Origin of the sequence: Streptomyces sp. MspMP-M5, assembly GCF_000373585.1 — a bacterium.
In the GTDB taxonomy this organism is placed as follows: domain Bacteria; phylum Actinomycetota; class Actinomycetes; order Streptomycetales; family Streptomycetaceae; genus Streptomyces.
Map to the genome: position 1 here is coordinate 549,072 of NZ_KB891853.1, position 25,553 is coordinate 574,624.

At 72.3% G+C, this 25,553-nt stretch carries 18 protein-coding genes and 1 tRNA gene; 11 read left to right on the plus strand and 8 right to left on the minus strand.

What is annotated here, in order from left to right:
• Nucleotides 1-73 precede the first annotated feature (73 nt).
• Nucleotides 74-2,269: a transglycosylase domain-containing protein gene (locus B073_RS0102580; RefSeq protein WP_018536529.1), complete on the plus strand. Its 2,196-nt coding sequence runs from the start codon at nt 74-76 to the stop codon at nt 2,267-2,269.
• 183 nt (nt 2,270-2,452) lie between these two features.
• Here B073_RS0102580 and B073_RS0102585 read toward each other — a convergent pair whose 3' ends face one another.
• Entirely contained in the window at nt 2,453-2,917 is a 465-nt protein-coding gene (locus tag B073_RS0102585; RefSeq protein ID WP_018536530.1) for a GatB/YqeY domain-containing protein, read from the minus strand.
• Nucleotides 2,918-3,067: 150 nt separating this feature from the next.
• Here B073_RS0102585 and B073_RS0102590 point away from each other — a divergent pair, with 150 nt between their 5' ends.
• The 7 genes from B073_RS0102590 to B073_RS0102620 all read left to right on the plus strand — a co-directional run bounded on the left by B073_RS0102590 (nt 3,068) and on the right by B073_RS0102620 (nt 8,513).
• On the plus strand, nt 3,068-3,994 hold the full coding sequence (locus tag B073_RS0102590; RefSeq protein WP_018536531.1) for a metallophosphoesterase: 927 nt from the start codon (nt 3,068-3,070) through the stop codon (nt 3,992-3,994).
• Nucleotides 3,995-4,179: 185 nt separating this feature from the next.
• Nucleotides 4,180-4,253 (plus strand) — tRNA-Pro (locus B073_RS0102595).
• A 593-nt stretch (nt 4,254-4,846) separates the two neighbouring features.
• On the plus strand, nt 4,847-5,035 hold the full coding sequence (locus tag B073_RS43230) for an integrase core domain-containing protein (protein ID WP_234024985.1): 189 nt from the start codon (nt 4,847-4,849) through the stop codon (nt 5,033-5,035).
• Between the two features lie 114 nt (nt 5,036-5,149).
• Nucleotides 5,150-5,938: a TetR/AcrR family transcriptional regulator gene (locus B073_RS0102605; RefSeq protein WP_037810657.1), complete on the plus strand. Its 789-nt coding sequence runs from the start codon at nt 5,150-5,152 to the stop codon at nt 5,936-5,938.
• 40 nt (nt 5,939-5,978) lie between these two features.
• Nucleotides 5,979-7,142 carry an MAB_1171c family putative transporter gene (locus B073_RS0102610; RefSeq protein WP_018536534.1) on the plus strand — a complete coding sequence of 388 codons (1,164 nt, stop codon included), beginning with the start codon at nt 5,979-5,981 and terminating at the stop codon, nt 7,140-7,142.
• Nucleotides 7,143-7,495: 353 nt separating this feature from the next.
• Entirely contained in the window at nt 7,496-7,936 is a 441-nt protein-coding gene (locus B073_RS0102615; RefSeq protein WP_018536535.1) for a helix-turn-helix domain-containing protein, read from the plus strand.
• A 13-nt stretch (nt 7,937-7,949) separates the two neighbouring features.
• Nucleotides 7,950-8,513 carry a toxin gene (locus tag B073_RS0102620; RefSeq protein WP_018536536.1) on the plus strand — a complete coding sequence of 188 codons (564 nt, stop codon included), beginning with the start codon at nt 7,950-7,952 and terminating at the stop codon, nt 8,511-8,513.
• 10 nt (nt 8,514-8,523) lie between these two features.
• Here the strand turns inward: B073_RS0102620 and B073_RS0102625 are convergent, their stop codons facing one another.
• From B073_RS0102625 to B073_RS0102645, 5 genes are all read right to left on the minus strand, one after another.
• The gene (locus tag B073_RS0102625; protein WP_026246984.1) at nt 8,524-11,940 is read right to left on the minus strand and encodes an aminotransferase class I/II-fold pyridoxal phosphate-dependent enzyme; all 3,417 of its coding nucleotides are present in this window, start codon (nt 11,938-11,940) and stop codon (nt 8,524-8,526) included.
• 101 nt (nt 11,941-12,041) lie between these two features.
• A complete protein-coding gene (locus B073_RS0102630) occupies nt 12,042-12,992 on the minus strand; it encodes an NAD-dependent epimerase/dehydratase family protein (RefSeq protein ID WP_018536538.1) in 951 nt (316 codons plus the stop codon).
• A gap of 114 nt (nt 12,993-13,106) precedes the next feature.
• The gene (locus tag B073_RS0102635; RefSeq protein WP_018536539.1) at nt 13,107-13,397 is read right to left on the minus strand and encodes a transcriptional regulator; all 291 of its coding nucleotides are present in this window, start codon (nt 13,395-13,397) and stop codon (nt 13,107-13,109) included.
• A complete protein-coding gene (locus B073_RS0102640; RefSeq protein ID WP_106731751.1) occupies nt 13,394-13,864 on the minus strand; it encodes a hypothetical protein in 471 nt (156 codons plus the stop codon). The genes B073_RS0102635 and B073_RS0102640 overlap by 4 nt, the downstream gene beginning before the upstream one ends.
• Nucleotides 13,865-14,154: 290 nt before the next feature.
• The gene (locus B073_RS0102645; RefSeq protein ID WP_051093888.1) at nt 14,155-15,678 is read right to left on the minus strand and encodes an FAD-dependent monooxygenase; all 1,524 of its coding nucleotides are present in this window, start codon (nt 15,676-15,678) and stop codon (nt 14,155-14,157) included.
• Between the two features lie 35 nt (nt 15,679-15,713).
• Between B073_RS0102645 and B073_RS0102650 the strand changes: the two genes are divergently transcribed.
• The 3 genes from B073_RS0102650 (at nt 15,714) to B073_RS38935 (ending at nt 23,348) form a co-directional block, all read left to right on the plus strand.
• Complete coding sequence (locus B073_RS0102650) at nt 15,714-16,463, plus strand: TetR/AcrR family transcriptional regulator (protein WP_026246985.1); 750 nt, start codon at nt 15,714-15,716, stop codon at nt 16,461-16,463.
• Nucleotides 16,464-16,973: 510 nt separating this feature from the next.
• Nucleotides 16,974-20,999, plus strand: coding sequence for an AAA family ATPase (locus B073_RS0102655; protein WP_018536543.1), 4,026 nt, complete (start codon nt 16,974-16,976; stop codon nt 20,997-20,999).
• Nucleotides 21,000-21,269: 270 nt separating this feature from the next.
• Nucleotides 21,270-23,348, plus strand: coding sequence for a M3 family metallopeptidase (locus B073_RS38935; RefSeq protein WP_018536544.1), 2,079 nt, complete (start codon nt 21,270-21,272; stop codon nt 23,346-23,348).
• Nucleotides 23,349-23,399: 51 nt separating this feature from the next.
• Here B073_RS38935 and B073_RS0102665 read toward each other — a convergent pair whose 3' ends face one another.
• Together B073_RS0102665 and B073_RS0102670 are read right to left on the minus strand one after the other, a co-directional pair.
• The gene (locus B073_RS0102665; protein WP_234024973.1) at nt 23,400-24,476 is read right to left on the minus strand and encodes a hypothetical protein; all 1,077 of its coding nucleotides are present in this window, start codon (nt 24,474-24,476) and stop codon (nt 23,400-23,402) included.
• 108 nt (nt 24,477-24,584) lie between these two features.
• Nucleotides 24,585-25,418, minus strand: coding sequence for a class I SAM-dependent methyltransferase (locus tag B073_RS0102670; RefSeq protein ID WP_018536546.1), 834 nt, complete (start codon nt 25,416-25,418; stop codon nt 24,585-24,587).
• Nucleotides 25,419-25,553: the final 135 nt, after the last annotated feature.

Here is a 25,553-nt window from a genome sequence, read left to right on the forward strand (position 1 = left end):
GCTGCGACGGATGGGAACAGGCTAAACGAACAGGTGCGCCCCTGTCCGGCGAATGAGAACGTAGGCTTCCCCCATGCCTAAGAAGCGCGAGGGCGGGGGTCGTTCGAGGACCCAGCAGGCCGCCAAGTTCCTCGGTGTCAGCGTCCTTGCCGGAGCCGTCCTCGCCGGTATCGCGCTTCCGGCCGCCGGAGCGCTCGGGCTCGCGGCCAAGTCGTCCGTCGGGGCCTTCGACGACATCCCGGCGAACCTCAAGACCCCGCCGCTGAGCCAGCGCACCACCATCCTCGACTCCGACGGCGGCGAGATCGCCTCGGTCTACTCCCGCGACCGCACCGTCGTCGGCCTCAAGGACATGTCGCCGTACATCCAGCAGGCCATCGTCGCCATCGAGGACGCCCGCTTCTACTCGCACGGCGCCATCGACCTGAAGGGCATCCTGCGCGCGGTCAACAAGAACGCGCAGTCCGGCGGCGTCTCCCAGGGCGCGTCCACCCTGACCCAGCAGTACGTGAAGAACGTCTTCGTCGAGGAGGCCGGCGACGACCCGGACAAGGTCGCGCAGGCCACCCAGCAGACCCTCGGCCGCAAGGTCAAGGAGCTGAAGTACGCGATCAAACTGGAGGAGAAGCTCGGCAAGCGCAAGATCCTCCAGAACTACCTCAACATCACGTTCTTCGGGGAGCAGGCGTACGGCGTCGAGTCCGCCGCCCAGCGCTACTTCAGCAAGCACGCCAAGGACCTCGACGTCGGGGAGGCGGCGCTGCTCGCCGGCATCGTCCAGTCCCCGACCCGCTACGACCCGGTCAACCACCCGCAGGCGGCGACGGCCCGGCGCAACACCGTCCTGCGGCGGATGGCCGACCTCAAGGACATCACCCGCGCCCAGGCCGAGGCGGCCGCCGCCCAGCCCGTCAAGCTGAAGGTCAGCCGCCCGCAGAACGGCTGCATCACCGCCACCGACGGCGCCGGCTTCTTCTGCGACTACGTCCGCGAAGTGCTGCTCAACGACCCGACGTTCGGCAGGACCCGCGAGGTCCGCTCGAAGCGCTGGATGCAGGGCGGCCTGACCATCCGCACCACCCTGGACCGGCAGACCCAGAAGTCGGTCCAGGCGTCGCTGAGCAAGCATGTCTACGCGGACGACCCGGTCGCCGGCGCCGGCGCCGTCGTCCAGCCCGGCACCGGCAAGATCCTCGGCATGGGCCAGTCCCGGCCCTACGGCTTCGGCCCCCACCAGACCCAGATGAACCTCTCGGTCAACCGCAGGATGGGCGGCGGCGCCGGCTACCAGCCCGGCTCGACGTTCAAGCCGATCGTGGCGGCGGCCGCGCTGGAGCAGGGCGTCAGCCCGTATCAGCAGTACTCCTCGCCGTTCCGGATGGCGTATCCCACGCCGATCCAGACCTGCACCGGCGAGTGGAACGGCGGCGGCTCGCTCACCAACGAGGACCCCAAGGAAGTCGGCCCGTACGCCATGAAGGAGGCGACCGCGAAGTCGGTCAACACCTACTACGTGCAGCTGATCAGCGACATCGGCATCTGCCCCGTGGTGACGATGGCCAAGAAGATGGGACTCCAGCGGGCGGACGGCAATCCGCTGGGGCAAGGGCCCTCCATCGCGCTCGGCAGCCAGGAGATGTCCCCGCTGACCATGGCCGCGGCCTACGCCACCTTCGCCGACGAGGGCACCTACTGCTCCCCCGTCGCCATCGAGTCGATCACCGACGACCGGGGCCGGGCGCTCAACGTCCCCAAGAGCAACTGCCACGGCGCGATGTCCAAGAAGACCGCGGACACCGTCAACGCCCTCCTCAAGGGCGTCGTGGAGGACGGCACCGGCAAACAGGCCGGCCTCAAGGGCCGTGACAGCGCCGGCAAGACCGGCACCACGGACAGCCGGTACGCCGCCTGGTTCGTCGGCTACACCCCGAACGCGGCCGGCGCGGTCTGGGTCGGCGACCCGCGGCACCAGCGCCAGATGTACGACATCACCATCGGCGGCGTCGCGCACGACAAGGTCTACGGTGCCGACACCCCCGGCCCCATCTGGCGCGACATGATGGCCGGCGCACTGGCCGGCCGGCCGGCACCGGACCTGCCCGCCGTCACGCTCGACGACCCCAAGAGCAACGGTGACCAGGGGAAGCCGAAGCCCCAGCCCAACCCGAAGCCGAAGCCGGAGCCCGGCGGCGGCGACAACAAGCCCGGCGGCGGCTGGCACATCCCCGGCTTCCCGGACTTCCTCGGCGGCGGGAACGGCGGCTGGTGAGCGGCCGGCCGGTGAACGGCTGATCCGGGCCACGGCCCTTCGCGGTCCGGCCCACCACCGCCGCGGCGCGAGGACACGGCACGAACGCGGCACGAAGGAGGGGCGCCCTCTCGGCGAGGGGCGCCCCTTCGGCGTTTTCACCGCGGCGACCGGCCGGCACCCGGCGGGCCGCCGCCCCCGGCCTCAGCCGGCCAGCAGCTTCTTCACCGTCGCGGCGACCCGGCCGCCGTCGGCCCGGCCCGCCACCTTCGGGTTGACGATCTTCATGACGGCGCCCATGGCCTTGGGGCCCTCGGCCCCGGCGCCGGCGGCCTCCGCCACCGCCTCGGCGACCAGCGACTCCAGCTCGTCGTCCGTCAGCGGCTTGGGCAGATACCCGGCGAGCACCTCGCCCTCGGCCCGCTCGCGCTCGGCCTGCTCGGCCCGGCCGCCCTTGTCGAACGCCTCGGCGGCCTCGCGGCGCTTCTTCGCCTCCCGCGCGATGATCTTCTCGACCTCGCCGTCGGACAGCTCACGCGCCGCGCTGCCCGCCACCTCCTCCTTGTTGATCGCGGTCAGCGTCAGACGGAGGGTGGCGGAACGCAGCTCGTCACGCGCCTTGATCGCGGTGGTGAGGTCGTCCTTGAGCTTGTCCTTGAGCGTGGTCATGGCGTCGAGTATGCCCCCACCCACCGACAACCGCCGCGCCTTTTCCCACCGCGCGCCCCGCCACCCACGCCCCTCCCGACACCGGCGGTCACACCCGCCCCACCAAGATCACCTCTCCCCGGCCCCCGCCCTCTCTGCAACCATGGACCCATGCGCGCGCGATACGGAGTTCCCCTGTCCCTTGCCGCGGTCGGCGCGGCCGGCCTGGCCTACGCCGCCGGCTACGAAGTCCGCTCCTTCCGTCTGCGACGCGTCACCGTGCCCGTACTGCCCCCCGGCATGCGGCCGTTGCGCGTCCTCCAGGTCTCCGACATCCACATGGTCGGCGGACAGCGGAAGAAACAGCGCTGGCTCCAGTCGCTCGCCGGACTCCGCCCCGACTTCGTCGTCAACACCGGCGACAACCTCTCCGACCCCGGCGGCGTCCCCGAGGTCCTCGACGCCCTGGGCCCCCTGATGGAGTTCCCCGGCGCCTACGTCTTCGGCTCCAACGACTACTACGGCCCCCGGCTGCGGAACCCCGCCCGCTACCTCCTGGAGAAGGTCCAGGGCCGGCACGGCCTGAACGGCAACGCCCCCGTCGTCGGCGCCGTCCACAACCCGTGGGAGGACCTCCGCGACGCCTTCGACGCGGCCGGCTGGCTCAACCTCTCCAACACCCGCGGCCACCTCAAGCTGGAGGGCGCCGACATCGCGCTGACCGGCCTGGACGACCCGCACATCAAGCGCGACCGCTACGCCGAGGTCGCCGGCGGCCCCGAACCGGACGCCGACCTCTCCCTGGCCGTCGTCCACGCCCCGTACCTGCGCTCCCTGGACGCCTTCACCGCCGACCGCTACCCGCTGATCCTTGCCGGCCACACCCACGGCGGTCAGCTCTGCGTCCCCTTCTACGGCGCCCTCGTCACCAACTGCGACATCGACACCCAGCGCGCCAAGGGCCTCTCCACCCACACCGCCGACGGCCACACCTCCTACCTCCACGTCTCCGCCGGCTGCGGCACCAACCGCTACACCCCGGTCCGCTTCGCCTGCCCCCCAGAGGCCACCCTCCTGACCCTGACCCCCCACCACTGACACCCACTCCCCAAGACGCCCCACCTGGCGTGACCTCCGTCACTCACCTCTCCCCGCCCACCCTCCCTCGCCCCCACCCCCACCGAACGCGCCCCACGAACCCCCAGCTCAGAGCCGTTTCGACCACCGACCGAAAGCGGATTTCACCTACGGGGATCAGTCCGCTAAAGTAGAGCTCGTTGCTTCGGGGTGTAGCGCAGCTTGGCAGCGCGCTTCGTTCGGGACGAAGAGGTCGTGGGTTCAAATCCCGCCACCCCGACTGAAGGAACAAAAGGTCAGGGGCCTGATCCACTCAGTGGATCAGGCCCCTGACTCGTTCCTGGAGATCGTTTGGGAGGAACCCGGGAGAAGTTCTTGGTCAGGCTCTCCCGGCGCTCGGTCGCCGGGGAGGTGTGGCGTGCGTCTCACGCAGTGGTCTGCGTCTGCGCGTTCGCACATCCGGCCGACCGAATGCACTTGGGTCAGCCGTTCCGCGGCATCGACGGCGACAGCTGGGTATGGCAGAACGAAGCAATCCGCGATCTGGACTCCGACGGCCGGGAGTACACGTGGGAGGCGTGCGAGTGTCCCGCTGAGAAGACCACGCCCATTCTCTGGACCCGGCCTACGCGGCTCGCTCCGCCAGACAGCTGCGTACCGGACGTGCCCGCACCCACTGGGTCTGCAACGTTCGTAAGGGAAATGCGTGGGGGCCTGGCCCCCCAGAGGGGGATGCGACGGGAAGCGATACCGACAACACATTTTCAGGTGAAGGAAGTTGACGGCTGCCAGTACATCAGTCGTGAATTCGCCGCACTGAGCGCGTAGTTCGGAATCCGGCTCTCGGTCGGCCGCACCGGCCAGTGCTGGGACATTGCGCTCGCCGAATCCTTCTTCGCCACGATCAAGCGGGAGTTGCTCGGCACGGACGCCTGGCCCAGCCCGGCACTCGCCCGAACGGCGGTCTTCGACTTCATCGAGGGTTGGTACGACTCGCGTCGTCTGCACAGCAGCCTCGGCTACCGCAGCCCTGCCGCATACGAAGCCGCCCTCGCGGCCTGACCGACACAACCAACGTGTCCGTCAAAACGGAGCAAGCTCAGGGGCGGGCATCGCCCAGTGGCATGGCCAGGATGAGGTTGGCCAGACGGAGCGGGTGTGGCCGGAGCACAGTGCATGGCCGGAGAGCTGATCGATGGCACTGATCGCGTGGTGGCTGACAGGTACGGTTTGGCCATGGATGTATCCGGAACGAGCGCGGGCGAAACGAACACGGAGCTGCCGGAGGCCATCAAGGCCGCCGCACGCCAGCTCCTGGTGAAACTGGGCGTCGGAGGGCTGTCCCTGGAGGCCGTCGCCACCGAGAGTGGTCTTGCTGCCACCGATGTGGCAGCCGTCTTCCCGCATCGGGACGACCTGCTGACCGCGTTGGTCATCGATGCCTACAACACGTCCGGTGCGGCGATGGAGCGCGCCGACCAGGCCGCCAGGGACACCGGTGCGTCGCCGGGTGCGCGACTGCTCGCGGCAGCGCGTGCGTTGCGGACGTGGTCCTTCGACAACACCGCCGAATTCACCCTGATCTACGGGTCGCCGGTGCCTGGCTACCACGCCCCGCAGGAGACGGTGCCGCCCGCCTCGCGCACCCCCGAGGTGCTGGGCGACATCATCCGCACGGCGCTTCAGGCCGGTGAGATCACCCCGCCTCGGCGGCCGCTTCCCGGGCCCACGGTGCTCCTGCCGACGGCCGTGGAGATCTTCGGTGGCCAGCCCGAGGCACCGTTCTCGGACATCATCGAGCGTGGCATCGTGCTGTGGAGCAATCTGATCGGGCTCCTGGTGTTCCAGGTCTTCAGCCGGACCCACGACAGCGTCCAGGACCAGGCGGCGTTCTTCGATCGTGCCATCGCGGTGGCTGCCGAAGGAGTCGGACTCGTGGTTCCCTTGGGCGACGACACCGACTAGACCGTTCGCCGCGTGCGCGGCACCAGCGGGGAATCAGGCCGTGAACACCACTAGAACCCTCTGCTTCGTCATAGCGGCGCTCTCGTCGTATGCCGCGCTCCTCTACCGACTGGCCCAGGTGAGGCGCAGTTGGCGGGACAACGCCTACCGCACCCTGGTGGTCACACTGCTGCTGCAGTGCCTCACCTTCACGATGGGTGCCATCGCGATGGGGAGCGACCGCTTCCTGGGCGTCGGCAACCTCGCCATCCTGGTCATGCACGTCTCGGCGGTCGCCTTCTGCGTCAGCTCGCAGATCATCCTGCTGCGCTGGGCGAGCACCGCCGAGAACGCGGTGCGCAGGACCCGCTACTGGCTGATCACCGGCGTCTGCCTCAACGCGCTGCTGATCGCGCTGTTCCTGATCGCCGGCGGCCCGGGCCGGCCGGCTTCGGACTTCAACAGCGGCAGCGGTCAGCCGCTGGTCCTCACCTACCTCCTGGCCTTCATCGTCTCCCAGGCGGTGCCGTGCGTCACTATCTTCCGCCAGTGCGGACCCATCGCCCGGGTGGCCGGCAACCCCGAGCTGCGGCACGCGCTCCAACTGCTCTCAGTCGCCGCGGTGGTGCTCTTCCTCTACTGCCTGGCCAGGACGGTCAACATCCTCACCTCCGCGGTCGGGATCGACATCGGCGTGTGGCAGCTCGCCTCCAACGTCTTCAGCGCGGTGGGCATCGCCACCCTCTCGCTGGCCCTGACGATCACCTCGTGGGGGCCCTCGGCCGGCAAACTGCTGGAGTGGGCGCGCAGTTACCGCTCCTACCGGGCCCTCTACCCGCTCTGGCGGGACCTGTACGAGTCTTCCCCGGACATCGTCCTGGAGCCGCCGGGGGCCAAGGTCTCCGCGCTCAACGACCTCAACTACCGGCTTCACCGGCGGGTCATCGAAATCCGCGACGGTTGGCGTGATTTGCGCCCCTATATCGACCGTACGGCTCATGGTGCGGACGGTGCGGGCCGGGGGGCGAGTGCGGAGTCCCGGCAGGCGTTCGCCGAAGCGTCCCAGATCAGGCAGGCGCTGGACGCCAAGCGCACCGGCACCATGCCCGATGACAACAAGGACGCCGCCGACTTCGAGGACCAGAATACGGACAACTTCACGGCGGAAGTCGCCTGGCTCACAAAGGTGGCCTCCGCCTACCATAAGCTCAGCAACGCGGGTTGAGATCAACCACGTTCGCGAGGAGAGCTCCCGCCAGGTCTGTCCCCCGTCAAACCTGGCGGGGGCTCTCTCGTTCCCCCGTTCCCCCGTGGTCCCCCGTTGTTTCCCCCGTGTTTTCCGTCGTACCGGGCGGAGTGCACCGCCCGGTCTGGATCGGCCCTTCCCCCGAGGGCCGGCCCAGACCGACACAGCTGGCAACCAACACGGCTACCCCCGTGAGCGAAGTTAGCTGTCAGCTATCGGTGAGAGCCACGTTGACGGAGTCTCGGCCGATTGTCAACTGACGGCTAATCTGCGAAACTGGCAATTAGCCCAGGGCTAATCATGCCGAGGAGGTGACGGGAGGGAGATTCGCGATGTCCGAGACTGAGGACCGGCCCAAGCTGGCAGTGCGTCTGGACAACCTCTTCAAGACGGTTCGTCCCAAGGGAAGACACTGGACCAATGCCGAGGTGGCAGAGGAGCTGAAGCAGGCCAACCCCGAACTCCGGGTCGGGGGCGTGTACTTGTCGCAGTTGCGGACAGGCAAGAGATCCAATCCCTCACCGGACCTCCTGGACGCCCTGGCGCGCTTCTTCGGCGTGTCGGTCGCCTACTTCTTCGACGACGAGGTCGCCGAGTCGGTGCTCAGCCAGGTCGCCGCCATCGAGGCGCTGCGGCAGGCCGGGGTCCGCTCGGTGGCGATGCGGGCGGCCGGGATGAAGAAGGAGAACCTCCAGGCCATCACGGCCATCATGGACCAGTACCGGCAGATGCAGGGCCTGCCGCCCGTCACCGATCCCGCCGAGGGCGAGTGAGGGGCGCCGGGGTGTGAGGGGCACGCGGAAAGGGCGGGCGGCCGATCAGGACCGCCACAGTCAGCTCAAGCGACTGCGGAAGGCCGGCGCACAGCGGATCGCCGAACTCGATCTGCCGGAGGTCGCCGACGTGGCCGAGCTCTGCCACCACCTCAGCGAGACCCGCGACCGCCCGATCACGCTGGTGCCCATGCAGATGCCCGCGTCGCACCCGTGCGGCATGTGGGTCGCCGCACGCGACGAGGACCTGATCTTCTACGACGCCAACACGACCAGCGCGCATCAGGAGCACATCATCTTGCACGAGCTGGGTCACATCATCTGCTGCCATCGCGGGGCAGGTTGGCTGGACGAGGCGAGCGCCCGCCTCCTCTTCCCCAACCTCGACCCCGACCTCGTGCGCGACATGCTCCTGCGCGCGACCTACGACGACGTCCAGGAACAGGAGGCGGAGATCATCGCCTATCTGCTCTCCCAGCGCGTGGGCAGCACGGCCGCCGCAGCCGGGGGCTCCGACTCCGCCGCGGACGCCGGGAAGAACGCCATGCTCAGCCGGATCGAACGCACCCTGATCTGAGGTGCGTTACTCATTCCCCGGCAGCGGCCACCTCCTCGGCCAGGATCGACACCGCCCGACGGATGTCGTCCGTCCGGTGTTCGCTGGTGAGGAAGAACCGCAGCCTGGCGAGCCCCTCCTCCACGGCGGGGTGGAAGATCGGATCGGCGATCACACCCTGGTCGAACAGCCGGTCCGCGACCCGCAGGGTCCGCGCCGAATCGCCGAGGAGACAGGGCACGATCGGCGTATGGGCGCTGGAGCCGGTGGCCAGACCAGCCGCGGTGGCCAGGCCGCGGAAGAGCTCCGCGTTCCGCTGGAGCGTGCGCACCCGGTGCGGTTCCGCGACGATCAGCTCGACGGCGGCCAGGGCCGCGGCCGCGTTGGCCGGCGTCAGACCGACGCTGTAGACGAAGCCCGGCAGCGTATGCCGCAGCCACCGGACCATCCGGGCCGAGCCGCCGAGGTAACCACCGCAACTGGCGAAGGACTTGGAGAGGGTGCCCATCCACAGGTCCACATCGCGGCGGTCCACGCCGTAGAACTCGCCGACGCCACCGCCACGTTCGCCCACGGTGCCGATGCTGTGCGCCTCGTCGACCATCAGCAGGGCGCCGTACCGCTTCTTCAGCTCGACCACGGCGGGCAGGTCGACGAGGTCGCCGTCCATGCTGTAGGCGCCCTCGACGGCGATCAGCACCCGTCGGAAGCGGGACCGGTTGCGCCGCAGTACGTATTCCAGCTGGCCGACGTCGTCATGGGCGAACGGACGGCGGGCCGCTCCGGACAGGGCGCAGCCCTGCAGGATGCTGTCGTGGGCGAGCGCGTCGTGCACCACGAGGTCGCCGGCGCCGACGACGTGACCGATCGCGGTGACGTTGGTGGCGTGGCCGCTGACCAGCGCCAGGCAGTCTTCGACGCCGAGGAAGGCGGCGAGCGTCCGTTCCAGCCGTACGGTCAGGTCCCGTTCGCCGGAGAGCACCCGGCTCGCGGAGACCGAGGTCCCGTACCGGTCCACGGCCTGGTGCACGGCCTCGTTGACCGCCGGGTGTCCGGAGAGCCCCAGGTAGTTGTAGCTGCCGAAGGACAGGTACGGACGGTCGCCGACCACGGTCGTGTCGCGGATGGTGCCCTGATGGACCCGGAAGTACGGGAAGTCGGCACCGGTGTCGGCGATCGAGGTCAGCAGCCCCTCCAACTGCCGCACCTCGGGGAAGTCGTCGACACGTGCGGTGGCGGCGTCCCAGTCGGCCCGGGCCTCCTGGGGCAGTGGCGCGCCGGCGGCCGGCAGCTCGGTGAGGTGCGGATCGACCAGCGCGATCAGCCGCTCGATGGTGAGGCCGGGCGTGAACAGCTCCTCGGTGCGGAAGCCCGGTATCCGCTTGCCGATGTTGACCTCCAGCTCCTGGAGCATCAGGGAGTCGAAGCCGAGGTCGGACACCAGCGCCATCCGCTCGTTCAGATCGCCGGGCGGGAAGACACCGGTCCGCGAGACCTCTTCGAGCACCAGGGCCGCGGCGGAAGCATGGGCGGCGGGGACGCCGGCGGCGGCACCGGTCCGAGCCACGGCGGGCCGTGCCTCGACCGCCGTCTCCGGGGCCTGGGCGGCGTCCTCGGCGTCGCGGGCGGACGCGTCCACCGCCCAGTGGTGGCGCGGGGCGAGCGGGCTCGGTGGCAGGGTACACGGGGATATGCGTTCCCCTGCGGGACGGAGCCCGGCGCCGGTGACCGCGCGCTCGGCGAGCCCGGCCAGCGCGGCGGTACGCGCCTCGGGGGACAGCGCGCCCGGCGCGGGCAGGGTGACCTGCGGCGGCTCGCCGTCCGGCGGCGACACCGTGCCGACGGCCTGCCCGGGCCCAAGCGTCCCGGTACGGCCCGCCACTACGGCATCGGCCGCCGCGGTCAGCTTGCTGACGGCGTCGGCGGCGTCCTCGGCCACCAGGGCGAGGCGTTCCGCGAGGGGGGCCCGGCGGGCCAGGGTGTCCGCCACCCCGGCCAGCGGTGGCCGGTCGGCGACGAGGGTGTGCGCCAGTTCCCGGGCGTAACGGGCCAGCCCGGCCCGGTCGCGGGCGCTGAGGACGAGCAGCTGCGGCCCCTCCTGCGGGGCCGGGGCGACCGGTGCCGTGGCGCACTCCTCCACCACCAGATGGACCCCGGTGCCACCGAACCCGAAGGCGCTCACCCCGGCCCGGCGCGGCTGTCCGGAAACCGGCCATCGGGCCGGCTCCGTCGGGACGGTCAGCCGCGCGGCGTCGAGCCCGGCCCGGTCGGCCAGATCGATCGCCGGCTGCGGCGGTATCACTCCCCGGTGCACGGCCAGCACGGTCTTGATGAGCCCGGCTATCCCCGAGGCGTTGAGCGAGTGCCCGACCACCGCCTTCACCGCGCCGAGGTAGGCGGGCGGACCCTGCTCACCGCGCAGTTCCCGCAGCACCCCGATCTCGACCGGGTCGCCGACCGTGGTCCCGGTGCCGTGCGCCTCCAGGTAACCCACCGAGTCCATGGGCACGCCGGCATCGCGGTAGGCCCGGCGCAGGGTCCGGAGCTGTCCGGACGCCTGGGGGTGCAGACCGCCCTGCACGGTTCCGTCGTTGGCGGTTCCCACGCCCCGGATCACCGCGTAGACCCGGTCGCCGGCGGCCAGCGCGTCGGCCAGCGGCCGCAGCACCAGGACCCCGGCGCCCTCGCCCAGGACGAAGCCGTCGGCCGCCGCGCCGAACGGCAGACACCGGCCGCTGCGCGAGAGGGCGCCGATCCGGCACAGCCCCACCAACAGGTCGGGGGTGAGCACCAGTTGGGCGCCGCCGGCGAGGGCGATCCGGCAGCGGCCCGCGCGCAGCGCGAACACCGCGTTGGCGACGGACATCAGGCCGCCGGAGCACGCCGAGTCCAGCGCATAGCTCTCGCCGTGCAGGTCGAAGACCGAGCTGATGGTGTTCGGCCCCATGTTGAGCAGGAGCCCGGCCACGGACGTGCCGTGCAGCCCGTCGACCGCGCGGGCCGTCTCCAGCCACCGGGGATCGGTCGCCCGTGCCCCGAACTCACCGCCGGCGAGCTGCCGCATCCGGACTTGAAGGGTGCTGATCTCGCGGTAGCCGCTCTCGGTGAGCGACGTGATCACCGCGGTCTCCTCGCGGTCGAAGCCCTCGGTCTCCCACCCCGCATCCTGGATCGCCTCGCGGGCCAGGTCGATCAGCAGCCGGTGCTGGGGATCCATCGACCTGGCCCGCCGCGGCGGGATGCCGTAGTGCGCCGCGTCGAAGTGGCCCACGTCCGGCAGCAGCGCCATGGTGTCCGTATAGGCCGCGGAGCCATCGCGGAAGTTGTCGCTGAAGAAGGCGGCGGAGCGCCAGCGCGCGTCCGGGATGGCGCCGAACTGCGCCTGTGGATCGGTGAGCAGCCGCCAGTACTGGTTGACGTTCCGCGCCCCGGGGAACCGGCAGGCCATCCCCACGATCGCGACGTCTGCGGACCGCGCCTCCGCCGGGCCGGCCGGGAAGGCCGGACCCGACGGGGAGAAGGCTGGGCCCGACGGGGAATCGTGGACTGTCACCGGTCCGGCCCGCTGCCGGCCAGGCGCTCGCGCCACCAGTCCACCGTCGCCTTGATCTGCTCGTCGACGGGGGTGGCCCGTACGGTGAAGGCAGCTTCGTAGGCACTCGCGTCGGCGATGAACGGACGGTCGAACTGGTAGCGGATCTCCTTCATCTCGCGGAGTAGCGGCGAGACGAGCGAGGCGACGCCGAGCACGGCCGGGGAGAGCTTGCGCACCGCGACCGGCCCCGTTCCCGCCTGGGCGGCGAGGTGGTCGACCATCTCCCGGACGGAGAGCGCGGGCTCGGTCGGTACGTGCCAGGCACGTCCCCAGGCCCGCTCCTCCCCCGCGATCTCGACCAGGGCCCTGGCCACGTCGGGGAGGTAGCTCCAGCTGTGCGGGGCGTCCGGATCGCCGAGCGTGGAGACCGGCTTACCGCGCAGCAGTGCCGGCATGACCCGACCTGCCAGGTGCCCGCCGTCGGTCACGCCGGGCCCGAAAAAGTCCGAGGGCCGCAGTTCGACCGCCTTGATGCGGCCCTGCTCGTGCAGTTTCCGAGCCTGCTCCCACACTGCGGCGCGGACCCGGCCCTTGGGGCCGGTCGCCGCGAGCGGCAGCTCCTCGGTCATCGGGCCGTCCACCGGACCGTAGCCGTAGAGGTTGCCCAGCAGGACCAGGACGGCGCCGGTCTCCTCCGCCGCCGCGCAGAGCGACGAGGCCAGCGGCGGCCATTCCGCTTTCCAGCGGTGGTAGGGCGGCCCGGCGCAGTTGATGATCGCAGCCGCGTCCCGCGCGGTCTCGCTCAGTCGCTTGCTGTCGGTCGCGTCCAGCGCAACCTGCTCGATGCCGGGCTCGGGGCTTCGGCCCGACTTGGTGACGACCCGTACGGAATGCCCCTTTTCGACCAGTAGTCGAGCAGTGGCCGCCCCGGCGGGCCCGAATCCTATGACGATGTAAAGGCTCACGCGCGCACCCTAGCGCGGGCGCGCTCCGGCCTTATGTCGGACGAGTCGGGGGCGGGCGGCACGGGGGCGACGGACCGTGGTTTTCGGCCGGCGGGCCGCGAGGGGCGGCGCGGATCAGCGGTCGGCTTCCGCCTGCTCGACGATGCGACGGAGGGTGGCGATGTGTCCGGCGAGGGCCTTCCGGCCGGTCGGGGTGAGCGCGAGCCAAGCGCGCCGGCGGACCTTCGTGACCGAGGCGTACTGCGCCTCCTGGAGGACCTTGACATGCTTGCTCAGCACCGAGTCGCTGACCCCCAGCGCCTCGCGGACGACGGAGAACTCCATGGAGTCGACGGCGGCGAGCATGCTGCAGATCTGCAACCGGTTCGGCGCGTGGATCACCTCGTCGAAGGCCGCGCCGGTCATCGCCCGGCCCGGATGTCGCGTCGGGCGACTGCGTCGACGCGGAACCCCGCGACCACGGTGAGCACTCCGATCACGCCGCCGGCCACGGCGATGGCCCACTGCACGCCGGCACGCGACTCCAGGTACGTGCCGGCGGCGGCCAGCAGGACGAAGGCGAGGACGTACCCACCGAAGATCCTCATGGCGCCGAGCGTGGCGGTGAACCGCTGATAGGAGACGCCGGTCGCACGCCGGGCCGCGTAGTCGAGGCCGAGCACCACGACGACGAACACGGGGACCGCCCAGGATGCCTCCCGCAGGCTCATGGAGCTGAAGAAGAGCGCCACCGCGACGCCCAGGCCGACGTGGTACCACCACGGGGCCGCGATGTGGGTGGCCGCACGGGCCCGGGAGGCGGCGACGGAGTCGAGGGCCGTACGGGCCGAATCCGGGGTGAGAAGTCCGGAGTTGCCCGAGTTGGTTTCCATGACGGAAAGCATGACAGGACACTTGCCGTCATGGCAAGTGTCCTTGATGCGCTCCTGAGGTGACGACGAAACCGGAGGGCAATAATCCGCGCAGACGGAGGGATCGACAGGTAGGACACCTGCCCGAACCTCATTCGGGACGAAGAGGTCCAGGGCGCTTCGTATGAAGGGCTGCCGGCCGAGTGGAGGAGTTCGGTTGTGCGGGATGCCGTCGGCATCAGTGACTCCACGCTGTCCGAACAGGTCGTAGCCAGGCGCGGCCCCCGGGTTGCCTTAGGGACCCCTGCGCGTCATGCGGTGGTGAACTCCGCTATCGCGGAGGGGCTGTTGAGGAGGGAGGTGTATGCCTTGACGGCTTTGGTGGGGTCGGGGCCGCGCCAGGCGATGATGTGGTCGGGGCGGAGGAGTAGGGAGTGGTGGGTGGGGAGGAAGTCGAGGGTGTGGGGGTGGGTGGGAAGGTCGGGGTGGGTGGTGGGTGTGGGGGTGTTGGTGAGGAGGGTCCAGTGGGGGCCGGCCAGGTCGAGGGTGGAGCGGGTGCGGGAGGGGTCGAGCCAGCGGTGGGGGATGCGGGTGCCTATGCGGCCGGTGGGGTTGAAGTCGGTGGTGGGTTCGGGGTCGTCGGGCGTCTGCGGGTCGGTGACGAGGGCGCCGTGGGTGTACTGGTAGCCGCCCGCGGTCAGGACGAAGGGGTGGGCGAGGGTGGGGTCGGGGGCTGACGCCGCCACGCGGAGGTCGAGGGTGCGGCGGCTCGACTGGTCGGCCGCGAACCAGCCGGCCGGGCGGCGTTCGGCGTCGTAGCTGTCCAGGAGGGCCGGTGCCGCGCGGCCGCGCAGGACGGCGGCGAGTTTCCAGCCCAGGTTGTGGGCGTCGGCGATGCCGGTGTTGGCGCCGCTGGCGGCGAACGGCGGCATGACGTGCGCGGCGTCGCCGGCCAGGTGGACGCGGCCGGCGGTGTAGCGGTCGGCGACGAGCATCTCGGCCTGCCACGGCAGGACGCTGCGGACGTCGAGGTCGGGGACGGGCACGCCGAGGACGGTGCGGAGCAGGGCGGGCCAGTCCCGGTCGGCGGTGGTGCCGCCGCTCATGAACACCCAGCGGCGGCGGCCGTCGACGGAGGCCAGGGCGCCGGGTGCGTCGGGGTGCTCGAGCTGGCAGAGGTTGAACTCCCGGCCCCGTACGACCTCGCCGAGGTCGGCGTGGAAATAGACGTTCACGCTCGGCTCACCGATGGTCCCGCGGCCCGAGCGGGCGATGCCCAGGGCCCGGCGTACGGGGCTGCGGGCGCCGTCGGCGGCGACCAGGTAGCGGGCCCGCAGCCGGGTGCGTGCGCCGCTGCCGCGGTCGAGGAGGTCGGCGACCACCTCGTCGTCGTGCTGCTCGAAGGCGAGGAGTTCGGTGTCGAAGCGGACCGTGGCGCCGGCGTCGGCGGCCGCTTCGCGCAGGACCGGCTCCAGGACGTCCTGGGCGATCAGGCAGGGCGCCTCCGGGCTGATGTCGACGGTTCCGGCGGGGCCCGGGGGCCGCCACAGCGGAAGCTGCTCGGCCTCGGCGAGCGTCCGTCCCACGGCCATGTGGTCGTGACCGGCGAGGTCCCGGGCCGCATGGTGGACCAGGCGGGCCAGTCCGAGCTCCCGGAAGATCTCCATGCTGCGCATGTGGAAGCGACGGGCCTTGGGCTGCGGGGAGGTGGTGGCGCGCTTCTCCACCACGGTCACCGCGACACCGTGGTGGCGCAGCACCAGTGCGGTGGTGAGTCCGACGAGTCCGCCGCCCACTACGAGCACCTCGGACGTCGGTGTACGTTGTCCACTCATGGTGGACAACGTACACCACACCTAGAGTGGCCACCATGACTTCTTCCGAGCGCCGGCCCGCTGCCGGTGGGCTGGTGTGGTTCGACGAGCCCGCGCCCCCGCGCGCCACCGAGCAGCTCAGCCGCGAGCGCATCGTGGCCGCCGCGGTGGAACTGGCCGACGACCAGGTGCCCGGCGAGATCACCATGCGGGCGCTGGCGGCCAAGCTGGGCGTCCGCAGCCCGATGGCGCTCTACCGCTACGTCGGCAGCAAGGACGGCCTGGTCGACCTGATGACGGACGAGGTCTACGGCCGGATCACCGTGCCGCGGGGGGAGGGCTGGCGGCCGGCGCTGCAGGGGCTCGGCCGCACCGGCTGGGACGCGGTCCGGCGCCACCCGTGGTTCGCGCGGCTCGCCTTCGCCCGTCCCCCGATGGGGCCCAACGCCCTGCGCCTCTACGAGGCGGCGCTCGCCGAGCTGGCGCCGCTCGGGCTGGATGCGGCGACGCGGATGGGGTTCGTCAAGACCGTGCTCGGTCATGTGCTGGGCTCGGGGCTGGCGCTGCTGGAGGAGCAGACCATGCGGACCCGGGTCGGGCTGCCCGAGGACAGTGATCTGGAAGCCGCCGTGGCGCCTTATTGGGAACGCATCGCGGCGGCGGGTGCGCATCCGCACTTCGTCGGGTGGGCGAGCGATCCGCAGCGGCACGCTCCGGAGCCGCAGTCGTTCGAGCAGGTGCTGGAGTGGCTGCTCGACGGGCTGGCGACGCTGGTGCCGGCGGAACGCGGCGGGTCCGCGGACTGAGCGGGCGGGCGGGGCCCGGCCTGCTCTTCCGGCTGTTCCCGGAGGCGGGCCGGCCGCCCGGCTGCCGCGCGATCGGCCGCCGCGCCGTTCGGCGCCGGTCCCTCCCCTCGTGGGGACCGGTGCCGAGCGGCGCGGGCGGCGTCGATCCGCGCCCCCCGTACAGGCGCGGATCCAGATGGGGCCGGACCCGTGGTCGGCGGGTGGCGGTCCGGAAGGACCGGTTCCACGGGGTCCGGCGCTCGTCCGCCGGGGTCTCACCGCCGGCTCGCGGTTTCGGCGGCGGAGGGCCGAGAACATGTGCCCAGAGGTGCCTTCCGAACGCCGGGCCGGTGGCCGGTCCGGATGTCCGGGTCGTACCGGCTTGCCGCGCCGTTGGGTCGTGATCCTGCCAGCTGGGGCTTCCGCCGAGGAGGTTCCGGTGCCGGGCCGATGCCTTCGTCGCAGGTCAGCCGGTTAAGGTGAGTTTTCCGGTCCGGACGTCCAGGAGCGGGGGGAGTAAGGGGTGGAACCTTGAGTTCCGACTCAGGGGCACGCACAGCCTTCGCCGAACGCCTCGCGCTGCTGTATACGGAGGCCGGCAATCCGCCCCTCAAGAAAGTGGCCGAGGCGGTCGGCCGGCTCCAGCGGGTCGACGAGCGCGGGCGCCCGGTCCGGGTGTCCGTGCAGCGGATCAGCGACTGGCGGCGGGCCAGGAACGTACCGGCGCAGTTCGCCGCCCTCGCCGCGGTGCTGCACGTCCTGATACCCCAGGCCCGGCGGCTGCGGGCCACCCCGGTCTCCCCGGGCCTGTACGACCTCGGCCGGTGGCAGCGCCTCTGGGAGCGCGCGGTCGCCGGTCCGGTCGGCGACCGGTCCGCGGCGGCCGACGGGGAGGAGGTGCGTCCCGCGGCCGAGGCCCCGCCGGTGGCCGGGGTGTGCCCGTACCGGGGGCTGGCCTCGTACCGCCGGCAGGACGCCCGGTGGTTCTTCGGCCGGGAGCGGAGCACCGACGCCCTCGTCGGCCAGCTCCGCGCGGCGGAGGAGACGGGCGGTCTGGTCATGCTCGTGGGCGCCTCGGGGGCGGGCAAGTCGTCGCTGCTGAACGCCGGACTGGTGCCCGCGGTGCGGGACGGCGCGCTGGGCGCCGGGGAGCGGGGCGTGCTCCAGCTCGTGCCGGGCGGCGATCCGCTCACGGAGCTGACCGGCAGCATCCCGGAGCTGGCCGCTGTCCTGGCGGACGGGGCGGAGCCGGCGGCGGAGCGGCCCGGTACGGCGCCCTTCGCGGACGCGGTGCGGGCGGCCCTCGCGGCCTGGGCGCGGCGCGCGGGCACCCCCGACGCCCGTCCGGTCGTGATCGTGGACCAGTTCGAGGAGGCGTTCACCCTCTGCTCCGACGAGGCGGTCCGGCGCACCTTCGTCCAGCTGCTCCACGCGGCGGCCACGCCCGCCGGCCCGGACGCCCCGGCCCCCGTCCTCGTCATCCTGGGCATCCGCGCCGACTTCTACGAGCAGTGCCTGGCCCACCCGGAGCTGGCCGACGCGCTGCAGCACCGGCACATGGTGCTCGGGCCACTTACCACCGCGGAGCTGCGCGAGGCGGTGACCGGCCCGGCCAAGGCCGTCGGCCTGGAGCTCGAACCGGGCCTGGCGGAGCTGATCGTCCGCGAGGTGAGCGCCGACGGCCCCCGCGATGGGGGTACCTCCCATGCCTTTCGGGCTATGGGGGAACACGACGCGGGGGTGCTGCCGCTGCTCTCGCACGCGCTGCTCGCCACCTGGCAGCGGCGGAAGGCGGGACGGCTGACGCTGGCCGGCTACCGCGCCGCGGGCGGGATCCAGGGCGCGGTGGCGGCGACCGCGGAACGCGCCTGGTCCGGCCTGGACCCGACGGCGCGCACCGCCGCGCGGCTGCTGCTGCTCCGGCTGGTGCGGCTGGGCGAGGACACCCAGGCCACCCGCAGGCGGGGGACGCGGCGTCAGCTGGCGGAGGAGTCGGCGGACCCGAACAAGACGCAGGAATCGCTCGAAGCGCTGGTGCACGCCCGTCTGGTGACGCTCGACGCGGACGCCGTGGAGATCACCCACGAGGCGCTGCTGCACGCCTGGCCGCGGCTGCGCGACTGGATCGACGAGGACCGCAACGGCAACCTGCTGCGCCAGCGCCTGGAGGAGGACGGCCGGGCCTGGGACGGCTCGGGCCGCGACCCCTCGCTGCTCTACCGGGGCTCCCGTCTGGAACAGGCCCGCACCTGGGCGCGGTCCGCCGGGGACACCTCGCTGACCCGCAGCGCGGTGGAGTTCCTGACCGCCTCGGTCCGGCTGCGCAAGCGCTCGGTGCGGCTCCGCCGCGGTGCGGTGGCGGCGCTGGTCGTCATGGCGATGCTGGCCGTCGGTTCCGCGGTGGTGGCGTGGCAGCAGCGCGACGACACCGTCTTCCAGGGAGTGCTCGCGGAGGCCGACCGTGCCCAGTACACCGATCCGTCGCTGTCGGCCCAGCTCGACCTGGTGGCGCACCGCCTGCGGCCCGGCGACGAGGGCACCGGCAACCGGCTGAAATCGATCGTGAACGCACCACTGGCCACGCCCCTCCTGGGCCACACCGGCGCCGTCTACCTCACCTCGTTCAGCCCGGACGGGCGGCTGCTGGCCACCGCCTCCTACGACCGGACCGTCCGGCTGTGGGACGTGGCGGACCGCACCCACCCGCGCCCTCTGGGCGAGCCCCTCACCGGCCACACGAGCTGGGTGAGCACCGCCGTCTTCAGCCGCGACGGGCACACCCTCGCCAGCGCCTCGGACGACGGAACGATCCGCCTGTGGGACGTGCGCGACCCGCGCCACCCCCGTCCGCTCGGGTCCCCGCTCGCCCCGCACGCCGGCACGGTCTACCTGCTGGCCTTCAGCCCGGACGGGCGAACGATGGCCTCCGCGGGCGAGGACCACACCGTGCGCCTGTGGGACCTGGCCGACCCGGGCCGGCCGGCGCCGCTGGCGACCCTGACCGGTCACACGGCCCCGGTGCGGTCCGTGGCGTTCAGCCCCGACGGAAAGACGCTGGCCGCCGGCGGCGACACCACGATCCGGCTGTGGGACGTGGCCGACCGCCGCCGGCCCGAGCCGATCGACACGGTGCTGACCGGCCACACCGCCACCGTGCACTCGGTGGCCTTCAGCCCCGACGGCCGCACCCTCGCCAGCGGCGGCGCCGACAACACCCTCCGGCTCTGGAACACCGCCGACCCCCGGCACCCGGCCCCGATCGGCCCGCCGCTCACCGGCCACACCGGCCCCCTGTGGTCGGTGGTGTTCAGCCCCGACGGCAGCATGCTCGCGGCGGGCAGCGCGGACAGCACGGCGACGCTGTGGAACGTCAGCGATCCGGAGTACCCGTCGCAGGTCGGCGAGCCCCTCGCGGGCGGCAGCGGCGAGATGTACGCGGTCGGCTTCAGCCCCGACGGGCACACCCTCGCCACCGGGAGCGGCGACGGCAAGGTGCGGCTGTGGTCGATCCCGGCCGCGGACATGGTCGGCCGGTTCGCCGCGTTCCGCCCCGACGGGCGGGTGCTCGCCACGACCGCCCGCGACGGCCGGATACGGCTGTGGAACGTGGCGGACCCCGACAGACCGGTGCCGCTGAGCGCCCCCTTCATGCCGCGGGACGGCATCGACCGCTCCCTGCGGTTCTCCCCCGACGGCCGCACCCTCGCGGTGCACACGGCCCACCACAAGGTGTTCCTGTGGAACGTCGCCGACCCGGCCCACCCGGTCCGCTACGGCGCGCCCCTCACCCTGATGACGCGCTTCGCGGGCGCCCAGGCCGTGGACTTCAGTCCGGACGGGCGCACCCTGGCGACCGCCATGGACGACCGCACCATCCAGCTGTGGAACGTCACCGACCCCTCCCATGCCGTCCCGCTCGGCCGCCCGCTCACCGGCCACCAGGGCTACGTCAACACCCTCGTCTTCAGCCCGGACGGCCGCACCCTCGTCAGCGGCAGCGCGGACGCCACCCTCCGGCTGTGGAACGTCGCCGACCCCCGGCACGGCACCCCGCTCGGCACGCCGCTGACCGGGCACCTCGGGCCGATCAACGTGCTCGCCTTCAGTCCGGACGGCCGCACCCTGGCCAGCGGCAGCGACGACGACACCGTCCGGCTGTGGAACCTCACCGATCCCCACCGGCCCGCCCGGCTGGGCTCCGCCCTGACCGGGCACACCGAGGCGGTGGTGTCGCTGACGTTCAGCGGGACCGGCCGGACGCTGGCCAGCGGCGGCAGCGACAACACGGTGCGCTTCTGGAACGTCCAGAACCCCGCCCGGGCCACCGCCATCGGGCAGTCGACCAGCCCGCGGGCCAAGGCCGGCAACTTCCTGGCGTTCGCCCCGCACAGCCGCATGCTCGGCGTCTCCAGCGGCGCCGGCACCGTCCGGCTGTGGAACCTCGACACCGGCCAGGCCGTCCGCCGCATCTGTGCGACCACCCGGGGCGTGCTGACGCCGGAGCGGTGGCACGAGTACCTTCCGCAGCTCTCCTACGAGCCGCCGTGCGACGACTGAGGAGGACCGTGGCGCCCCTCATGTCACGACGTCGGGTGAAACCGGTCACAACTCCGCCCTCCGTTTCGGCAGTTGACTCCCACCGCGGGGACAGCCTTGCTAGGCTTGGTCACAGCCCGATCGCTGGTGCATCCCCCGTCGCCAGCGATCGGGCGCTTTCCTGCCCGCCGGCCCCCGGCGCACCCCGGGAACGGGCCGCCGGCCCGGACCGTGTGCCGTCCCGGGAAAGCACCGGACCGCCGGCAGGCGACCCGCGTAGGGTCGGTCCCCGTGACTTCTGCGAAGAGTTCCGAGACGAGTCCGCGCGAGGCGACGGCTGCGGGGGCGAACCCCTTCTTCACGGCGAGTGAACTGCCCTACGGGCTCCCGCCCTTCGCCCGTATCCGGCACGAGCACTTCCTGCCCGCCTTCGAGCGGGGCATCGCCGAGCAGCTGGCCGAGGTGGCCGCCATCGGCGACCGCCCCGGGCCACCGACGTTCGAGAACACCGTGGTGGCGCTGGAGCGCAGCGGCGCGGTGCTGCGGCGGGTCTCCGCGGTGTTCTTCAACAAGGCGAACGCGGACACCGACGAGGCCACGCAGGAACTGGAGGCCGAGATCGTGCCGCGGCTGGCGGCCCACGAGGACGCCCTGCTGCTGGACCCGGCCCTGTTCGCCCGTCTGGAGACGCTCCACGAGGGGCGGGCGGGGCTCGGGCTGGACGGGGAGCAGCTGCGGCTGCTGGAGCGCCAGCACGCCGTGCGGGTGCGGGCCGGGGCGCGGCTGGCCCCGGAGCAGCAGCGGCGGCTGCGGGAGCTGAACGCCGGGATCGCCGCCCTGTGCACCGAGTTCCGGCGCAATCTGCGGGCCGACACGGCGGCGGCCGCGCTGGTCGTGGACCGCGCCGAGGAGCTGGCCGGGCTGCCCGGCGACGCGATCGCCACGGCCGCCGAGAACGCCCGGTCCCTGGGACACCACGGCGCGTTCGCGCTGAGCCTGCTGAACTTCACCAACCAGCCGCAGCTCGCCGCCCTGGAGGACCCGGCGCTGCGCGAACGGCTGCTGGCCGCGTCCATGGGGCGCGGCGCGGCCGCCAACGGGGCCGTCGCGGTCGCCGTGGCCCGGCTGCGGGCCGAGCGTGCCGCCCTCCTCGGCCACCCCAGCCATGCGTCCTGGCAGGTCGCCGACCAGACCGCGCGGACGACCGGCGCCGTGGAGGAGATGTTCGGGAAGCTGATCGGGCCGGCGCTGGCGAACGCCGCGCGGGAGGGCGCGGCGCTGGCGGCGGCCGCCGGCGTCCCGGAGGTCGGCGCGGCCGACTGGCAGTTCCACGCCGAGCGGGTGCGGCGCCAGCGGTTCGACCTCGACGCGGCCGCGCTCCGCCCCTACCTGGAGCTGGAGGCGGTCCTGCGGGACGGCGTCTTCCACGCCGCGACCCTGGTGTACGGGATCACCTTCACCGAGCGGCCCGATCTGGTCGCGTACCACCCGGACGCCCGGGTCTTCGAGGTGCACGACGCCGACGGCGGCCCCCTCGGCCTGTACATCGGCGACTTCCACGCCCGGGAGTCCAAGCGGGGCGGCGCCTGGATGAACGAACTGGTCACCCAGTCGCACCTGTTGGGGGAGCGGCCCGTGGTGGTCAACAACCTCAACATCGCCAAACCGGCGGCAGGCGAGCCGGTGCTCCTGAACTGGAGCGAGGTCACCACGCTCTTCCACGAGTTCGGGCACGCGCTGCACGGGCTCTTCTCCGACGTGCGCTATCCCACGCTGGCCGGTACCGAAGTGCCGCGCGACTTCGTGGAGTTCCCCTCACAGGTCAACGAGATGTGGGCGGAGTGGCCGGAGGTGCTGGCCCGTTATGCCCGGCACCACCGCACCGGGGAGCCGATGCCGCCCGAACTCCCGGCCAGGCTGCGGGAGGCGGAACGATTCGGCGAGGGGTTCGACAGCGTCGAGCATCTCGCCGCGGCCGTACTGGACTGGGCCTGGCACAGCCTGCCCGCCGACGAACTCCCCACGGCGGACGGCGTGGCGGCGTTCGAGACCGCCGCCCTGGAGCGCCACGGCCTGGCCCACCCGGCGATCCCGCCTCGTTACCGGACCGGCTACTTCGCCCATGTCTTCGGCGGCGGCTACGCGGCCGGCTACTACGGGTACCGCTGGGCGGAAGTACTGGACGCGGACACCGTGCGCTGGTTCCACGAGAACGGCCGGACGGTCCGCGAGAGCGGCGAGATCTTCCGGCGGGAACTCCTCAGCCGGGGCAACAGCGTCGACCCGATGGCGGCGTTCCGCGCGGTGGTGGGGCGCGACCCGGACTTCGGGCCGCTGCTGGAGCGGCGCGGGGCGCCGGCCGCGGAGTAGCCGGCGGGGCGCCGGCGGCCCGCGTCCCGGGCGGCCGGCGCCCCGCTGCTCCTACTTCCCGTCGTCCGCCGTCGCCCGCCAGCTGACCGGGCGGGCGCCGTCAGCGCTGCCCTGGAAGGTCAGCGACGCCGGCGGGTCGCCCTTGGGCAGCATGTGGATGGTGCACTCGGTCACCGTGGCGCCCGGCTTGAGCATCTTGTCCGGGACCGCCTCGGGGCACTGCGGGACCCCGGGGCCGCCGATGTCCAGCAGGGTCATCTTCCGCGCCTGCCGCCCGCTGGCACCGGTCAGCGTCAGGCTGTCGTTGAGGCTCGGGAGGAGGTCGTACCGGCCGGTGTTCCGGTAGACCACCGTCACGTAGTACGGGACGAGCTGCTTCTCCTCCGCGCCCAGGTCGAAGCGGCTCAGATCGTCCAGGGAACCGGTGCGGATGCTCTTCGGGGTGGCCAGGACGGTCGCCGTGCGGCGGTCGCTGTCGGTGGTCACCGCGTCGGCGGGCTTGTGCGGGGGCAGCACCCCGGACGCGCCCTGCTGCGCGCCGCCGATCTGCCACAGCAGGGTGCCGCCGCCGTCGTCCTCGTAGGAGACGTTCCCCGGCTTCAGCCCCTTGGGCAGCATGAAGATCTGGCAGACCGCCGAGGTCTCGCCGGCGGCCAGCGTCGCCTTGCCGGACTCCTGGCACTGCGGCGGCAGACCGTTGCCGGTGGCCAGCGGATTGGTCCGGAACAGCGAGACCTGCTCGCCGGCCTGCCCGTCCACCCCGTTGACGGAGAAGTTCCGCTCCGGGTACAGCCCGCTCACCGTCTCCTTCCCGGTGTTGGTGTAGGAGACGGTGAGGTAGTACGGGACCAGCCCCTTGAGGTTGTCGTCCAGCCGGATGTGCGAGAGGTCCGAGGGGTGGCCGGCGGCAAGCCGGGTGGGCTTGAACCGCATCGGGTGCGCCTTGTGGTCGGAGCCGGTCCAGGTGCCGGTGCGGGCCGCGGACTCCATGGGCAGCGGTTTGGCGGGCACCACGGTGGGCGACGCCCCCGGCTTCGCCCTGCCGGCGGACGCCCCGCCGCATCCCGCGGCCAGCAGCATGAGCACGCCCGCGCCCACGGCGCCGGCCATCCGTCCGCGTCGCCGCACGGAACCCCCCGTCGTCGAAAGGGCCGGCACCTCCGGCCCGGCAGGCCGCCACACTAACCGGCCGGACACGGCGCGCCTCCGGCGGGCCCGCGCGGACCCGCCGCCCCCTCAGGCCGGCTTCGTCGCCTTCAGGGAATACATCAGCGGAACGCGCGGCCGGTCGGCCGGGAAACGGTAGTAGCCGTCCCCGCCCCGCCGCAGCACACCGAAGCGCTGGAACAGCGTCATGTCGTGCTCGTGCAGGAACTCGACGCGCAGCCCGGCCCCCGCCACCGCGCTGACCACGTCCCCCAGGGAGTGCTGCCACTCGACGCCCCGGTTGTGGACCGTCGGTGCCTCGAAGTCCGTGTAGCTGCCGGGGGTTTCCTCGTCCCACGCGGCGCTGCGGAAGTAGTCGTGGGCGACGCGCGAACCGGTCTCCTCGTCCAGCACGTCGCCCAGCGGGTGGAATTCGGCGAGATAGAGGAAACCGCCGGGCGCGACCAGCGACGCGGCGGTCTCCGCCCAACCGGCCAGATCCGGGAGCCAGTTCACCGCCCCGATGCCGGTGTAGACGATGTCGTACGCCGGGTCGGGCACCGCCTCGGCCGCGTCGTAGACGTCGGCGGCGACGAAGGCCGCGCGGTCCGGGCCGTAGCCGAGTTCGGCGGCCAGGTCGCGGGCGGCCTCGACGGCCGGTTCGGAGAAGTCGAGGCCGACGACCCGGGCGGCGCCGCGGTGCGCCCACGACAGCGTGTCCTGGCCGAAGTGGCACTGGAGATGGAGCAGGCTCCGGCCGGTGACGTCACCGACCTCCGCCGCCTCGAAGTCGCGGATCACGTCCCGGCTCCGCCGGAAGGCGTCCTGGTCGTAGTAATCGCTGGCGGTGTGGAGGGCGACGCGCTCGTCCCAGCGCGCACGATTCGCCTCGCGCCAGCCGTCGGGCCCGGTCCGTTCTCGCATGGGCCGAAGTTATCCACAGCCCGACGGCCTCGCCAACGGAAATTTCCCCGCCGGGCGCAGAATGGCCCCATGACTGACGAGACCACAGGCCCCGGCCGCACCCCCGCCGACCCCTCCCCCGCCCTCCCCCGCTCC